Origin of the sequence: Amphritea pacifica, from assembly GCF_016924145.1 — a bacterium.
Lineage (GTDB): Bacteria > Pseudomonadota > Gammaproteobacteria > Pseudomonadales > Balneatricaceae > Amphritea > Amphritea pacifica.
The window spans coordinates 1-15890 of record NZ_JAFFZO010000020.1 but is presented as its reverse complement, the minus strand read 5'-3'; the positions used below and the strand labels follow the sequence as shown (position 1 = coordinate 15890).

The 15890-nt window shown below is 51.3% G+C and carries 12 protein-coding genes; 2 read left to right on the top strand and 10 right to left on the bottom strand.

Annotation, left to right across the window (positions count from 1 at the left end; genetic code table 11):
- Positions 1-91: 91 nt before the first annotated feature.
- From JW499_RS12650 to JW499_RS12640, 3 genes are all read right to left on the bottom strand, one after another.
- Positions 92-814, bottom strand: a complete 723-nt coding sequence (locus JW499_RS12650; protein WP_205210952.1) for a hypothetical protein — start codon at positions 812-814, stop codon at positions 92-94.
- The gene (locus JW499_RS12645; protein WP_205210951.1) at positions 811-1893 is read right to left on the bottom strand and encodes a GSCFA domain-containing protein; all 1083 of its coding nucleotides are present in this window, start codon (positions 1891-1893) and stop codon (positions 811-813) included. Before JW499_RS12645 ends, JW499_RS12650 begins: the two co-directional genes overlap by 4 nt.
- A gap of 326 nt (positions 1894-2219) precedes the next feature.
- Positions 2220-2606, bottom strand: coding sequence for a glutathione S-transferase N-terminal domain-containing protein (locus JW499_RS12640; protein WP_205210950.1), 387 nt, complete (start codon positions 2604-2606; stop codon positions 2220-2222).
- 252 nt (positions 2607-2858) lie between these two features.
- Here JW499_RS12640 and JW499_RS12635 point away from each other — a divergent pair, with 252 nt between their 5' ends.
- Positions 2859-3449: a TIGR04211 family SH3 domain-containing protein gene (locus tag JW499_RS12635; RefSeq protein ID WP_205210949.1), complete on the top strand. Its 591-nt coding sequence runs from the start codon at positions 2859-2861 to the stop codon at positions 3447-3449.
- Between the two features lie 126 nt (positions 3450-3575).
- On the opposite strand, the gene JW499_RS12630 is transcribed toward JW499_RS12635, so the two are convergent.
- Positions 3576-4067: a Crp/Fnr family transcriptional regulator gene (locus JW499_RS12630; protein WP_205210948.1), complete on the bottom strand. Its 492-nt coding sequence runs from the start codon at positions 4065-4067 to the stop codon at positions 3576-3578.
- Between the two features lie 152 nt (positions 4068-4219).
- On the opposite strand from JW499_RS12630, the gene JW499_RS12625 reads away from it, so the two are divergent.
- Positions 4220-4468 carry a GrxA family glutaredoxin gene (locus tag JW499_RS12625; protein WP_091355779.1) on the top strand — a complete coding sequence of 83 codons (249 nt, stop codon included), beginning with the start codon at positions 4220-4222 and terminating at the stop codon, positions 4466-4468.
- Between the two features lie 2 nt (positions 4469-4470).
- Here JW499_RS12625 and recD read toward each other — a convergent pair whose 3' ends face one another.
- The 6 genes from recD to JW499_RS12595 all read right to left on the bottom strand — a co-directional run bounded on the left by recD (position 4471) and on the right by JW499_RS12595 (position 15780).
- Positions 4471-6363: an exodeoxyribonuclease V subunit alpha gene (recD, locus tag JW499_RS12620; protein ID WP_205210947.1), complete on the bottom strand. Its 1893-nt coding sequence runs from the start codon at positions 6361-6363 to the stop codon at positions 4471-4473.
- The gene (gene recB, locus JW499_RS12615; protein ID WP_232846384.1) at positions 6363-9908 is read right to left on the bottom strand and encodes an exodeoxyribonuclease V subunit beta; all 3546 of its coding nucleotides are present in this window, start codon (positions 9906-9908) and stop codon (positions 6363-6365) included. Before recB ends, recD begins: the two co-directional genes overlap by 1 nt.
- Positions 9898-13173, bottom strand: coding sequence for an exodeoxyribonuclease V subunit gamma (recC, locus tag JW499_RS12610; protein ID WP_205210946.1), 3276 nt, complete (start codon positions 13171-13173; stop codon positions 9898-9900). The genes recB and recC overlap by 11 nt, the downstream gene beginning before the upstream one ends.
- Positions 13174-13255: 82 nt before the next feature.
- Entirely contained in the window at positions 13256-13519 is a 264-nt protein-coding gene (locus JW499_RS12605; protein WP_205210945.1) for a hypothetical protein, read from the bottom strand.
- Between the two features lie 381 nt (positions 13520-13900).
- Positions 13901-15079, bottom strand: coding sequence for an MFS transporter (locus tag JW499_RS12600; RefSeq protein WP_205210944.1), 1179 nt, complete (start codon positions 15077-15079; stop codon positions 13901-13903).
- Positions 15080-15204: 125 nt separating this feature from the next.
- Positions 15205-15780 (bottom strand): hypothetical protein, encoded by a 576-nt coding sequence (locus JW499_RS12595; protein ID WP_205210943.1) that lies wholly within the window; start codon positions 15778-15780, stop codon positions 15205-15207.
- Positions 15781-15890: the final 110 nt, after the last annotated feature.

Here is a 15890-nt window from a genome sequence, read left to right as displayed (position 1 = left end):
TGTTAATTGGGTTCACAAGTGCAAAAAGGAGTTTATCGATTATAAAAAACCGTTCATTGTAAACAGAGAACAGCTCTCGCTTACTCAAGCTCTACGTTTGTAAACAATACTTAGCTTCAACGTATCGGAAAACCTGCATCAACTGCAAGAAACCATATTTAGAGTTTGCATGAAAATAGTCATCTGCTTTAACTGGATTATACTCATGAATCATAAAACCATCATCTTTCACAACATTAGCAGGATAATCTAAAAAATGCAGATCAAGCTCAGACATTGCATTAATAAAGATTTCTCTATAAAGAGCATCAATATACTTATATATCGATTTTCTCTCATTCTTCACAAAGGCTGGATGACTATCTCTTGGTGGAGGAGATGAGATCAGAAAAAAATCAGCTCCCAGAGAATTAATCTCATTAATAAACTCTAGTTTAAATTTCAGGTCATACTTAATAATCTCCAGAATCTGCTTATCTGACACAGGTATTTTTTCATCATTCATGAGGCTGACGGGGGCATAGACTCCCCAGTCTCCACTATTACTTATCCGTTGCGTGGTGGTTCCCAGCAAGATTCCATACACGGTATCATCAGCAGCCCGGATATTAGCAACAATGGAACCATCAGGTCTCTTTACAACCACCTGACTGGTTTCATTACTATAAAAGGGCTGATGGTAGCTGTTATTACTCATCCCCAAAAAACTGACCTCACTCACCCCGTCAGGATGTAAGGCCCGGGCATCCTCTGATTCAACATATGCGTTTCTGATTGCCGCAATGTTAGAGTCTCCAATTAATACAACCTTCATAGCAAACCTGCCTCCAGTAATACTTCATCGCAGATGACATCTTCATCCTGCTGTGATTCGGGGTCTCTCTGATCAGTTTGCTGTTGTTTTTCAGGCAGATGTTCCTGCAAAAAATAACTCAGTACATGCTCAACCCCCTTTGGCACAACTGAGCGCATATTAGGCTCAAAGAACATCGACCTCATCGGCGCTCCGGTAACAAGTTCATAGGATGGGTAGTAATCCACCCGGGGATGATTTTGATACAGCTCTCCAGCGACCGCTCTGAGCACAGATTTAGAATATGTGGTAGCAGTAAGAACATGATTTCCGGTTGCTGTTGCAGTCAGGGGTACAGGAGAAACGGTCAGTATCAGCTTAACCCCTTTGTTTACCTGATTAAGTTTGTTCATAAACTTCAGCATATCTTTGACAATTTCACTGTACGTGAAGTTATGAAATTCATATTTATCGGCGTCAAATGAGCCTGCCACAGTTCCAGGGCAGAGAGGAAACACAGCCCCATCCTCTTTTGAGATCCAGGCTTCTGTAAGCCCCAGTGTAAATATAAACACATCCATATCCAGAAAAAGCTGCCGTACTTTTTTCAGATGGCTCCTGCGGCAAATATGCAGTTCATCCAAAGAAGCGTAGCCTCCTTTCTCGATGGTGGGTCTGAATGGGTCAAAGAAAGCCCCATCATTTTCCCAGTAATCCTCTTTAGGAGTAAACTCATCAAATGCCCGTTCAAACAGCTGAATAAGCTGGCGGGCCGTATAAATATTCCCATATCGTGCAGAATACATCTCATAACCAAAGCCTGCACGAAGTTGCTGGGCCAATATTTTTGGTGCGGGCTCATAATCCATGTAGTTAAAACTATGCTCTCGCAACTTGCGTCCAATATGCTGAGCAAAACAACTACCTGCCGATGCAATTTTATGTTTATTATTGATATTAAACTTTTTCTTATAAATTGATTCAATATTTAATGGGTGTTTTTCGGCAACGGCTTTTCGCCAAAACGCATTATCGGGCAGGTTGTCGTAAGGATTACTCATCATCACATTCCCAAGAAGATTTAATTTAATTAAAAGCAATTAAACCAGCGTTAAAAATTAATTTAAAAAGCTGACATTTAAAACAACTGGTTTAAAAGAGCCATAATATCGCTACGCAGTTCTTTTGATTATATATTCTATAGCATCACACATTTCAATAACTGCATTCAAGTTGCTTTGCTACCGCACCGGTATTCCCTACACCAGGCGCTATGACCGGGCAGGCCGCAGGTTTGATCGCCCGGGCCAGGCTGGGTTTCTCTGCAATGTATAGGATCATGTCGGAAGAAACACTGGTTAAATATACAGATAAGTTATCTTAATATTCACAAAGACACCAGTCTTGGGCGATAAAAAAAGCAGCGTTAAGCTGCTTTTTGTAGATTTGACTCGAGATAAGTCTGTTCGAGATAGTGGATTATATCTGAGGACTCATACATCCAACTGACGTTGCCTTCACCTTCATCAATTCTCAGACAGGGCACTTTTAACTTACCGCCCCCCTCAAGTAGCTCAATGCGATACTGCTCAACATTTTTGGCATCACGCAACTCAATATTAAGGCTATTACGACGCAGTGAACGACGCACTTTAACGCAGAAAGGACATGCTTCGTACTGATAGAGGGAGAGGTTAGTTGTGCGCAGGTCCAATGCACGCTGTTCCTCTGGTGCTCGTTTAAACGGACGAGGACTGAAAATGAAGTTCAACAGCAGGATAATTCTGCCCAGAAACCAACGAATAAATGACACTTTAATAACTCCTCAATTCGGCCTGATAGCAACCGGTTAGTTCGCGCTATAGTATATCACCACCTTTGCAAATCATTTCCTTATAAAAAACAGGGGTTAAAGCGCAGTCATTTGACTGTATAATGTTAAATTATTACTACAATTCGCTGAACTTATCTTTCGCTTGCAGGTCTACCCTGTCCAGCTTTACCTGAAAACCAGGTTTCGGTTTTAGGGGGGGGAAAGCTGAACGTCTATACAAACAGGAAGAACATGAATTCGTTAAACCGACTCCCGAAGAAAACATTGGTCGCGGGACTTTTCGCGATGGCACTGACAACATCGTCTCACGCTGCTAACTATATCAGTGACGACGTTTATACCTTCTATCACGGAGGACCGGGAACAGAGTACCGGATTACCGGCAGGATCCGCAGCGGCACCCCGGTAACGGTATTAAGCCGCAACGAAAAAACCGATTTTATCCAGATTAAAACACCCAGTGGCAAGGTGGGCTGGATGCCGGCTGATAAAATCTCATCGGGTACCAGCCTTGCAGACCGTTTTCCCAAGTTGCAGGAACAGCTGAAACAGAACGAAGCCGATCTGGCCGCTCAGGCTGAAGAGATTGCGGCACTGAAGCAACAAAACCAGACGCTTGCGGGTCAGAATGCCGGAAATGCCGGCAAAGTGTCCGCCCTGGAAGAGGAGATAGTCAGTCTTAACAGAACCATCAACGGCATGGATGAAAGCAATCTGATGCGCTGGTTCACCTATGGAGGACTGGTTGCGTTTGGTGGTTTACTGTTGGGGCTGATGATCCCTTATCTGCCAAAACGCAGAAAGCGGCATGACACCTGGTAACAGCTATTCTACAACCCCGTTAGCTGGGGATTATAATGATTCAGCGATGGCAGGATCACAAAAGGGTGGCTTCAGGCCACCCTTTTTAATTTAAAGCTGAATTTGCATGAAGCTAAGCTGAAGCGTCTAAGGGATCGTCTTCAAGCCACTCTGCTGTCGCTCTTCGAGGCACTCGACTAACTGATCATCGGTATCCCTGAGACGACGACTGAGGTCCCGTGCCATATTCATGAATATCAGAACATACTGTTCCGGATCGGCCTGATAGACAGAAAACAGTTGATCTGCCTTAATCTCTACTGCGCGACAGGGTTCCATCGCCTTCACTATACCGCTGCGGGGATAAACTCCCAGCAAGGCCATGGCACCAAAGCACTCACCCGGTAAAAAAGCGCGGATCTTATACTGTTCGCCAGAGCTGCTTACCTTGAACAGGGCCGCACTACCAGACTCGACAATAAACGAGGAATCCCCCCGTTCACCCTCAAGAAAAAACGGTTCGCCTGCCTCACGCTCAACGTAATGACTACCTTCAAGGATCAGCTTAACGATATCTTCACGCAATCCACCAAATACCGGCATATCTTTAAGCCGGTGGATCGGAATATTTTCTGGCACAGTGTTACCCGTTCATCTCGTTGTACCTATCATTTTAAACCAAGATTGCTTCAACGATAACCTCTGTCTATCTAAAACATTAAAAAAGGCAATTGGTGTTGCAACTGGTAAACTGTTTCAATACATTCAAACAGATTTAAGGAGAGCAGGATATGCAACGAATTACTATATTTGGCCGTAAAGGCTGTGGCTTTTGTACCCGTGCGAAACAACTATGTGAAATGAAAAATCTGGATCACCGCTACATCGATATCCACGAAGAGGGTATCACCAAGCAGGATCTGGAAAAAACTGTCGGCAAACCGGTTGATACTGTTCCCCAGATCTTTCATGGCCAGGAGCATATCGGTGGTTTTACCGAGTTTGCTGCGTTCGTTGATGAACAGGAAGCCAAGGCCTGAAGCTAGCCCCCATAAGTCCCGGAGGACTGCCACAGACGCCAGCTTAATCCGCTGGCTCTCTCTGTCCGCCGGTGACTTCCTTTAATCAGCGCGTCAGTTGTCGCATGTAACACAAACTTACATTTAGCCCTGGTAATGCCCGTATAGATCAGCTCCCGGGTTAATAATGGAGTTTCCTCCGCAGGCAGTATCATTACCACCGTTTCGAACTCTGACCCCTGACTCTTGTGTACGGTCATAGCATATACCGTTTCATGCTCGGGTAAGCGTCCGGGAAGTACTCCCTTCATCGAACCATCAGGCAGTTCAAACCAGACTCTGAGTTTGCCATCCGGATCTGCAACGGTAATACCAATATCACCATTATACAGTCCCAACTGATAGTCATTACGGCTGATCATCACCGGACGCCCAGCGTACCAGGCCCCCGTCACACTGATCAGATTCTGTCGCTGTAGCTGTGCCTCTATCGCCTGGTTGAGCCCCTCCACACCGTAGACTCCCTGACGTACCACCGCCAGCAACTGGATCTGATTGAACGCTTGCAGCAGTTGCTGTGGTGACTCTCCACCCTGCATACGTTTCAGATAATCTGAGTAGCCTCTGGCAACCTCAGCCACCATCTGCTGGTAACCATCTTCAGACAGAGGTACAAAGCCGATATCCTGCCAGTTTTCACTGAATAAACGGACCGCAGCCTCTGCTTCTCCGCGGTTAACCGCTCGGGCCAGTTGACCAATACCGCTGTGTTCATCAAAGCGATAACTTTTTCGCAGCAGCGCCAGCGCATCGGCAACCGGATTATTTCCCGCTGCAGAGGGAGGTGCGGACAGCGAACACACCTGTTGCAGATAGCTTAGCTGTACCGGGCTGTAGCAAAGCTCACCAGAACCCTCCTGCTGTTGCCAGGCACAGATATCTCCCAGCACACTGCCCGCCTCGACTGATGCCAACTGATCCCGGTCACCGATCATAACCAGTTGGGCGTGCTCAGGCAGCGCATCCAGCAAACGATAGATCATCGGCAGATCAATCATTGAAGCCTCATCCACCACCAGCAGGTCAAGATGCAGCGGGTTGTCCCGATTATGACGAAAGTTTTTACTGTCAGGCCGTGACCCCAGCAGGCGGTGCAGGGTAACCGCCTGATCCGGAAGCATCGCCCGCACCGACTCAGTGACAGGTAACCCCTGCTGGGCACGCCCCAGTGACTCACTCAGCCGGGCTGCGGCTTTTCCGGTTGGTGCCGCCAGGCGGATCAGGGGGGCACGCCCCTGCCTGGCACTGAACAGTTCCGCATAGAGACAGAGTAAACGCGCTACGGTTGTCGTTTTGCCGGTTCCAGGACCACCACTGATAACACTGAATCGACGACTCAGTGCCACTGCAACGGCAACCTGCTGCCAGTCGGTCTCACCCGCCGCGGAGGCGTTGAACAATCGCTGCAAAGCGCTGCTGATAGTATCGATTGCAACACTGTCGAAAGTAACCGGCTGCGTCAGCGTTTGAATCCGTTTGGCCACCTGGGTCTCATAGTACCAGTAGCGATACAGATAGAGACGGCCGTGGCTGTACACCAGTGGCGTTTCATTCTGCCCATCGGAGACCACCGCAAACGACAGTAAATGCTCTGCCGGGATATCCCCTAACAGCCCTTTGGCGTGATCCCTCAAAGCAACCGGCCAGCTCTCGATCAACATGCCACAGTTATCCAGAGGCAGACAGACTTCGCCCCGCCCTAACTGAAGACTGACCAGAACCGCCAGCAGCGCCAGCTGTTCACTACTATGACTGTCAGGATTATCCTGCCGTTCTTCATCCCGGATGAAACGCCCAAACTGAAGATCCAGCGGTCTGATTAACTGCAACTGACGTAACTGCTGTAACAGCGCCATCACAGCCCCTCCCTGAACAACCGGTCCAGCTGTTCCACCAGCTCAACCGCTGGACGACAATGAAATACGCCACTGTCGGGAGTTCCCGCCCGCATACCCCGCAAAAACAGGTAAAACACCCCGCCAAAATGCTGCTCGTAACGGTAGTCGGGTTTGCGGCTTTGCAGCAGGCGGTGCAGTGCCAGCGTGTACAACTGGTATTGCAGATCGTAACGGTGATCGATCATCGCGCTGTCCAATGCCGGACCGCTGTATAGTTCTGGCCGGTTACCCAGATGGTTGGATTTATAATCAAGAATGTAATAGCGCCCCTGATATTCAAAGACCAGGTCGATAAAGCCTTTCAACATCCCCAGAAGGGTTTCAAACGCCAACGCTCCCGCCTGGCGGGACAGTGGATCATACTCCCTAATAATCTGATTCAGCCGCGCCGCATCCAGCCTTTTACTGGGCAGCATAAACTCCATCTCCACCAGCCGCTGGCGGTTGCCAATATCGGCCAGCCGGGGCGCAGGCTGATCACTATTCAGGTCACTATCTGCCAGTGGTGTGTGGAGCACATCATCCAGCAACTGCTGTAACACCGGTATCCAGCGCTGCTCATACCCGGCTATCTGACACTTCTGTTCCAGCAGTGCCTCTAAACCGTTGCGGTGGTCGGTAAAATCGATCGCTTCAAACAGTTCATGCAGGAAGGTTCCCGCCTGTGCGCCTTTGGGAAAACTGAAAATATCATCAACCGCTTCAACCGGCTCAGATTCGGGAACATTTTTCTCGTCGATCACCTCCAGATCCAGTCCGGGCAGTGGTGGTGCACTGCTATGATGACTTACCAGCGCGGAGTAACTGGAGATCCGCCAGTCCCGTTTGAGACGACGTGAAAAACGGCGCGCCTCGCAGTGAGGTACAGGCGCCTCGGGCAGATCGAACAGTCCCCGCTGCTGCTCGCCATCCGGGGGCGTAGCAACACTGATCTGCTTATCTTTACAGAGCTGCTGCAACCGTTCCTGCAGATCATTATCGTTATCCGCTCCCCTGAGTAACAGATACCCCAGCGCCGTGCGGTGCAAACCACTTTTGCGGGACTGTCCGTCAGCAATACTGGCCAGTCCGATATAGCAGCCATACACCGAACGGGTCAGGGCAACATAGAGTAACCGCAGATCTTCAGCCAGCCTCTCCTTATCCGCCAGCGCCAGACTATCCGGATCTTTTGGCTGCAGATTGAAACAGAGGCGATCATTCTGATCATGAAACAGGGGCTCACGGGCTTTCTTGAAGGTGCAGGCAAATGGCAGATAGACCAACGGGTATTCCAGCCCCTTACTTTTGTGCACCGTAATCACTGTCACCAGCCCCGAATCACTTTCCAGACGCAGCCGCTGCTCCTCACTTTCACCGTTGGGGTTGCTCAACTGATCACTGTACCAGCGCAACAAAGCCGCGATACCTTCCTGCTCCATACTCGCCCGCTGCAGGATCTCTCCCAGATGCAGAAGATCGGTCAGGCGGCGTTCTCCCTGAGGTTGCTGCTGCAGAGTTTCAGCCAGCTGACGCTGACGCATCAGGCGCCGCAACATCGGCAATACACCCAGTTGCAACCACTTGTCACGGTAGTCGCTGAACTCATCGACCAACTGCTCCCACTGCTGTTCATCGGTACTTAACTGGTCCAGCCAGCTGGCCGGATAGTTGAGCAGTGAGGTCGCCAGCGCGGCGCGTAAACAACTCTCATCCTGTGGTTCTGCCACCGCCTGTAACAGCAGTAGCAGATCAAACGCTTCACGGCTGCTGAATACACTGTCCCGGCCACTGAGATAGACACTGTGGATACCCCGGTCTGAAAGTGCCTCCATGACCGCCGCCGCCTCACCCCGGTTACGCACCAGAATAGCGATATCGCGGGCTTGCAGAGGTTGATCTCCAATCAGTGCAGCCCCCTCTGCGGCGGCCCGCAACTTGTCATCAACATCGCAGGCACAGCCTTGTGCCATCTGTTGCAGATAGTCCTGTCTGGAAACAAAGGCTTCGCCGGAATACCAGAACTGCAACGCCGCCGGTTGCCGGCCATGCAGAGTGAAAGGGGTTTTATCCGCCCTGCCCGCCTCTTTAACCGGCAGAAAGGGAATATCATCGTTATAGATAAAGGGGGAATCACAGTGGCTGAACAGCTGGTTGACCGAGGTGATCATCGCTTTGGATGAACGCCAGTTGGTCTCCAGTGTGTAGTGATCTGCCACTTCTCTGCGGGCTTTAATATAGGTAAAAATATCAGCTCCCCGGAAACCATAGATCGCCTGCTTAGGATCACCAATCATAAACAGACCATTGTCCGGGCCCGGCGGATAGAGCGTGCTGAAAATGCGGTACTGCAGCAGATCGGTATCCTGAAACTCATCGATCATCGCCACCGGAAACTGTTTGCTGATCGCGGCCGCCAACAGACCGCTACGGTCCTGCTGTAAAGCGGCGTCCAGCTGACTCAGCAGATCATCAAAGGAGAGCAGCCGGTAATCCTGCTTGAGCCTATGAAAACGCCTCTCTATCTGTTGCCGGATAAAGGTCAGAAGCAGCTCTCGCAACGGCAACCGATGTTCAAAAAACGCGTCACACAGATCAAACAACGGGTGCTCTGGGACCGTCTTCCCCGAGGGAGTTTTCTCCGCCAGAAGCGACTGACAAAACTTACCGATCTCGGTTTCCGGCACACTGCGACTTTCGCCACGGGCATAACGATAGATCGCTTCAAGCCAGTTGGGTACCGAAGTCTTGCGATAGCTGTTTTTATTGACCCCGGAGGCCTGAATCAGATCCGCCAGATCAACCTCAGAACGTTCCAGATGATCCAGCCACTGCTGACGAAAATCTGCCAGCCAGCGCTGACTTTCCTGCCATTGCTGCTGCAGGTTAGCGGTATCAAGCACGGGGATCAGTTGCAGTTCCGGCCGTCCCAACAGCGGCCGTAGCTCGCCCTGCAGTTTATCCGGCCCTGGCCAGAGCTGCTGAATCGCTTCACTCAGTTCATTATCAGCGGGGTAGATCAGTTCGCGCCAACAATCCAGCAGTGCCTGGCGCAACAGTGGCCCGGTGTCGGTGATCAGTTCAGTTTCAAACAGACTGCCACTCTCGAAAGCATGCTGACGCAGCATCCGCTGACAAAAACCATGGATGGTAAAGATAGCCGCTTCATCCATCTGCCGGCTGGCATACTCAAGCAACCGGGCGGAACGCTGCAGATCACTCTGTTGCTCCGCCAGCTGCTGTAAAAAAGGATCGTGGGTTGCTGCGCCGCGGAACACCAGATAAGCCTCCTGGATACGGCTGCGAATCCGGTCCCGCAACTCCTCTGTCGCCGCCTCGGTAAAGGTGACCACCAGGATCTGATCAACCCGCAGTGCCGATTCCGCCTCATCACTGCCCAGCAGTAAGCGCAGATATAGCGCGGTAATGGTATAGGTTTTACCGGTGCCCGCGCTGGCCTCAATCAGACGCCGCCCCGACAGCGGGAAGCGGATAGGATCAAGAATCGTCACCTTACTCATCATCGGCCTCTCCATCACCCTGCTGTAAAGCCTGTGCTAGCGGCCGGTAGAGTAACTCTGCCAGCGCCACAAAACGGGGCCCCAGTGCGCTGTAATCGGGATAGACCCGGTTAATATAGAGGTCACGGGATTCCCCCATCTGTGTATAAGGATCGATATTAAAACACTTCTGCGCCTCCATCACGGCCCGCTCCTCATCTTTTTCCAGCCGCTTCGACTCCAGTATCCAGGAAGTATCAGCAGGCAGAGGCAGAGGTTCACAAAGCCCCTGACGATAGGCGTTCAGCCATTCCTGCAGATAATCCAGTGCGCGCCCCTGTTCCAGAGGATCAAACCAGTGGCGACCATTGAGTCCGAAAAAGTATGATTGCAGCGGATAGCCACTGGCCGATAACACCAGATGCTCAAGCCATAACTGAACGATATCGCGACCCTTGGCGTTCGCGGCCCGGTAACGCACCAGACCGCCTGAGTGTACCGCAGTCAGCCAGCCATTCAGCGCTACGCCGGTGATATCCAACTGACACTCAACCCGCCCGGGCTGATCGATATGGGGCCGGATTTTATCCGCCATCTCCTGGCAATCCTGGCGCAGTTTTCGGGTTTGCAAGTCAGCTGCAATGCCCACCGGCAACAGACCAGACGCGGTGATACGGGCAAAATATTGACTCTGCTGCTCATTGATAGCGGCATCCAGTAAGCGCTGTTTCAACTGATAGAGGGTCAGACCATCAAGCTGGAATGGCTCTTCATCCTGCAACTCAACCGAAGAGCTATTGAAAAAAACTTTCAGCCGGCGCTGGAAGAAGTGCCTGACCGGATTGCGGGCGAATGCGAGCAGGTCTGCGAGCTCGAGTTCCTCCAGTGGTTCGGCAGCCAGTGGCCGGGAGATGAAGCTCTGTTCTGTATTACCCTGCCGGCGCAACAGCGGCAACCACTCATCAGCATAACTGAACAGTGTCGATTGCGGAGTAAAATAGTGTGGGCTAAAGGGTTGCAACGGATGCTCTGTCAGCAACTGCTGTTTCAGCTCGCCGGTCTCAAAGCGATAGTTTTGCTGACAGTATTCGATCAGTTCGCTCACCAGCACCGAGGGCACTTTCGGGCTATTGTCCTGCACACTGCGCCCGACATAGCTGATATAGAGGGTCTGCCGGGCTGACAGCAGGGCTTCAAGAAACAGATAGCGGTCGTCATCCCTGCGGGAGCGGTCGCCCCGGCGAGGGTGTTCCGCCATCAGGTCGAACCCCATCGGGGGGATGGTGCGGGGATATACGCCATCATTCATCCCCAGTAAACAGACCACCCGGAATGGAATTGAACGCATCGGCATCAGTGTACAGAAATTAACAGCACCAACCATAAAGCGCTGACCGGCGCGGCTATTACCCAGTTCAACGGTCAGATAGTCGCGTATAATTGCCCAGCTGAGCGGCTGCTGATAATGACTATCGCTGAGTTGCTGCTGTAACTGCTCCAATACCTGACGGATCTGGCTGAGCAGAATCTCATCCTGCTCGTCCGGCTGATAGGCCCGCAGCAGAATATCATTGATCACCTCAAACCAATCGGACACCGGTTTTTCCTGCTGCAACCGGTCACAACAGCTTTCCAGCAGTTCGACAAACTCCGCCAGTTGCCCCAGATCCTCAGCCTCCAGCCCCTCAATTTCGGCATAGGGATCGATACCATGCCACAGGCTATCACTCTGGCCCATGGCGAACCCCGCCAGCATGCGACGCAGACCAAAGCGCCAGCTGTTCTGTTCAAATTCAGGCAGCCCCTGATTAACCCGTTGCCGGGCATCGATCCCCCAGCGGATCTGACAGGCTTCGATCCAGCGACAGATACGTTCAAAACGGTCACCGTCCAGACTGAACTGCCGCAATACGGCGGGGACTTCCAGAATCTCCAGAACCTCTGACACCGTTACCCGGCTTTCCGGCAGCCCCAGCAAACGCAGAAAACTCTGCAGCAACGGACTCTCCTGCTGCAGGGTACGGTCTGAGATAGAGAACGGGATATAACGATCAGTTGGGGCATTACCAAACACCGCCTCAATATAGGGCGCATAGGCCGCCACATCAGGCATCATGATAATAATATCCCGGGGGGACAGATCGCTTTGCTCATCCAGCATCGCCAACAGCTGATCATAGAGCACCTCAACTTCCCGCAACGGACTGTGAGTACTGTGTAACTGAAGCGACCGGTCGGCACCCGGCAGCAGCCTTTTCTGCTCAGCTTCCAGTACTCCTGCAGATGAGGGGTCGTCCAGCTCCAGAATATCCTGCTGCACCGATTGCAGCAGGGATAAGCGGTGAATGTCTTCAAACAGCTCGATCTCGGGAGCGCCCAGATCCTGTATCTGATGCAGATAATCCCGCCCCAGCTTACCCATCGATGCCAGTAACGGATTACCATGAGTGTGGTAATTCTCTGTCAGACTCTCAACACTCATACCAGGTTTGGCCAACCAGCGCTGATTGATCCGGGCAAGATATTTTGGATCGACAATATCCCCCCAGTAATATCGGCAGGGGTTGCACACCATCAGGTGCACATCGATCCGCTGACCCAGTGCCTGTAACGCTTCGACAAAATTTTGCGGCAGTGCTGAGATACCAAAGACAAACAAACGGGCCGGCAACTGAGTGAGATCAAACGTGCCAGCGTTCAGCGCTGCGACAAAGCCGTTGAACATATTGCCACGGTGCCAGTGAGATAACCCAAGCCCGAGAATATGTTGCTGCAGGGTACGCCAGAGGATCGGTTGCCAGGGTTGAGACCGGCTGATTTCCGGCAGATCATCGCCCGCTTCCCAACTGGCAATCCACTCCGGCCGGTATACCAGATACTGATCAAAAATATCCGCAATCTTGCCGCAAAGCTGATACAGCTTATACTGGCCCACATCCTGATCCAGATAACGCTGCAAGGGGGCAAACTCCGGCAGACTCAGCTGCTGGGGCAGCAGCTCCATCAGCCCCCAGGTAAGCGCCTCTTTATTAAACGCAGAACGGGGTGGAACATTATCCAGCACCGCCGTAAAACTGCTCCAGAGAAAACTGGCAGGCAATGGAAAGTCGACATTCGCGGCGATCTGCAGGGTTTCAGCCAGCTCCAGTTTGAGCCATTGCGCCATACCCGGGCTTTGTACCAGAATCGTTTCCGGTTGAAAGGGATCGTGTAGCGGGTGTCGGCTAATCAGCTGGACCAACAGATCCTTTTGCAGATCAAGCTTATTGGAATGGTAGATCTGAAACATTCAGCCCGCCCTGTGTAATCCATTGATTTTACGGACTATAAGAATACCTCATGCGGGGATGAGGATGAAGCGGCGGTAACGCTCAACCAAACAGATCAGCGGACTCACTGACGACAGCCTGGGAGGCTGTACCGACTGCAGACAGATCTGACCGGGATTCCGTTTCGCTAGCGTCAGAGGCCGGTTTATCTGCTTCTGGTAGCTGCCATACCTGTTCGGAGGACTCGATTTTGACAACTCCGTCAAAGCGGTTACAAAGATATTCAACCGCCGTATCAAAGTCATCAATTTCACACAGCATCACGCCGCCGCGATCCGTATCAGTTGTAAAGAGGTAACTTTTCATCGACTTTATCCAACATCCGTTATGGGGTGCATTGCACTACACTTTGCTGGCGGACACAAGCCCCACAAACCGATCTGCTCGAATATGCAGAAATTTTCTTGACGGATTCAGAATCCAGACCAATACTGAAACTCCCTGCTACTGAAGCACCCTTTGGAAAGTAAGGCAGCAGGTTAGTCCGTTAGCCTGTGCTGGCAAGTCAGGGAGAGTTGTTGTTATAAACTTATTGAAAAGAAGACCGTTTCAATAGCGGGGATTCCCCAGTAACGTAAAGTAAACTCATCAACATGTATTCATCAACATATGTTGGGCCACAGGCGAGCGTCTGTGGCCCTTTTTTTGTTTACTGTACCAGCTTTAACCAGCGAGGCCCGGCCGGTTTTATAGTGTCGCCAGATGTCGCCCAACCGGCTTGCGATAGACAAACACCACCAGCATGACCCAGAGTAACACCGGAATCATCAGAGTATTTAACATCTGCCACCCCAGGGTCGACTCAAGCCAGCCTGAACTGAATGCTGACAGTGTCACCATGCCAAAAACCAAAAATTCATTGGCCGCCTGACTTTTTGCTTTTTCAGCTGGCAGATAGGCCGAGGTCACCAGTTGAGTCGCACCGATAAACATAAAATTCCAGCCAACACCCAACAGCGCCAGGGCCGCCCAGAAATGCCACTGACTGACACCGTGCAGGTTCAGCGCGATGCAGAGTAACATCAACACCACACCAAGCAACATCACCGGCAACAAGCCCAGGCGACCGATCAGTCGGGGAGTGATAAATGAGGGTAGAAACATCCCCAGCACATGCCACTCAATCACCCAGGCCGAGGTATTGAAATCAAAACCACAGCGCGCCATCGCTACGGGCGTTACCGTCATAATCAGGTTCATGACCGCATAGCTCACCATGCCGATCGTCACAGCGACAATAAATACCGGCTGTAACATAATTTCAAACACTGGCCGGCTACTCTGTTGCGTCTGTAGTGCCTCTCCCTGCCCCGGCATACGCACAAAAGAGAGCAATACCAACGCGGTAATATAGAGCAGTAACAGGCCGATAAAGGCGCCGGTAAAAACACCGTCATCCACCCAGCTGCGGCTACTGATCGCCAGATTGGGCCCCAGAACGGCCGCCAACACCCCACCCGCCATCACCAGTGAGATAGCCCGGCTTTTCTGTGCATCAGGACAGGCTTCAATCGCAGCGAAACGATACAGAGTACCAAAGCCTATACCGATCCCCAGCAAAAAAGTACCGAAACAGAACAGCGAAAAAGCCCCCTGTTGCAAGGCCAGGATGCAGCACAGGGCACCGCTGATACCGACGCTGTTTCCCAGATAAAAGCCATTTTTTCTGCCTATCCGTGCCATCACCAGCGAGGCTGGGATCGTCGCACACATCAGACCGACAAACTGCATCGCTACCGGAACGGTAATCAGCTCCGGTGAAGGCGCCAGTTGCTGGCCTATCAGTGCATTAACCGAGATAAGCAGCACATTCCCGGTCGTCAGTAACGCCTGGCAGAGAGAGAGTAAAACAACAGTGATATTCATAATGAGTCCGTTCGTCCGGTTTCGATCTGCTTCATACCATCCCCTTGTAAGCCCTTTGTGATCATACTGATTTAATTCAACCCGCCGGGCTATCATTCAGCAGGCATTATGACGCCGCTGCTTGATCAGATTATGCCCTGCAGCACCGATTTATCGATAAAGATACCACCGTCGGCATCCAGCACCCCGCTCTGAATCAGCAGATGACGTACCCCTTCATGTTTCAGTGCCCCCTCAAGCGGGTCAAACTTCCGCCCCAGAAATGGCAGCGACTCTAACCGGCTTCGCTGCCAGCGACAATTGTCTGCCCCCACCCAACTGATACCACTGAGACTGAGACGAAGGTTATCAATATAGGCCTGCTCATCACCGGTCATCCACAACGCGGTTGCATCAAGGTGCAGATACTCCTCGGCGTTATATTCCAGATACTGCTGCCAGTAGTCAAAATAGCTGTCGCAGCGGTTTCTCAGCAAGCCTTTAAATCGCACAGCAGCATGCTGATAGCGTTGCAGCGCATCTGCTTTAGTACAGATCAGTGTGGTGTATTCACAGGTTTGCTCGCCTTCATGGCTATACACTTTCTGTAGCTGCAGATCGCTCTCATGAAACAGCATCAGCCAGCACAACGGCAGTTGATAACCCGAACTGGCCAGCTGTCGGTGTGCACCATCGCTGTTGATACTAGTGTAGTGTTTCACTCTTGATGATTCTTAATGTATCCTCAGCTCAAATACCCTGAGAGAATCGGACTTATCGCATGCGAATTGCCACCCCTATTGTGCTTACTGAAGAAGAAAAGGCTGAGCTG

What these genes read in the sequence shown, in the direction of transcription:
- JW499_RS12650 (WP_205210952.1), bottom strand. Translation starts at nt 814, where the DNA reads ATGAAGGTTGTATTAATTGGAGACTCTAACATTGCGGCAATCAGAAAC.
- JW499_RS12635 (WP_205210949.1), top strand. Translation starts at nt 2,859, where the DNA reads ATGAATTCGTTAAACCGACTCCCGAAGAAAACATTGGTCGCGGGACTT.
- JW499_RS12625 (WP_091355779.1), top strand. Translation starts at nt 4,220, where the DNA reads ATGCAACGAATTACTATATTTGGCCGTAAAGGCTGTGGCTTTTGTACC.
- recD (WP_205210947.1), bottom strand. Translation starts at nt 6,363, where the DNA reads ATGGCGCTGTTACAGCAGTTACGTCAGTTGCAGTTAATCAGACCGCTG.
- recB (WP_232846384.1), bottom strand. Translation starts at nt 9,908, where the DNA reads ATGATGAGTAAGGTGACGATTCTTGATCCTATCCGCTTCCCGCTGTCG.
- recC (WP_205210946.1), bottom strand. Translation starts at nt 13,173, where the DNA reads ATGTTTCAGATCTACCATTCCAATAAGCTTGATCTGCAAAAGGATCTG.
- JW499_RS12605 (WP_205210945.1), bottom strand. Translation starts at nt 13,519, where the DNA reads ATGAAAAGTTACCTCTTTACAACTGATACGGATCGCGGCGGCGTGATG.
- JW499_RS12600 (WP_205210944.1), bottom strand. Translation starts at nt 15,079, where the DNA reads ATGAATATCACTGTTGTTTTACTCTCTCTCTGCCAGGCGTTACTGACG.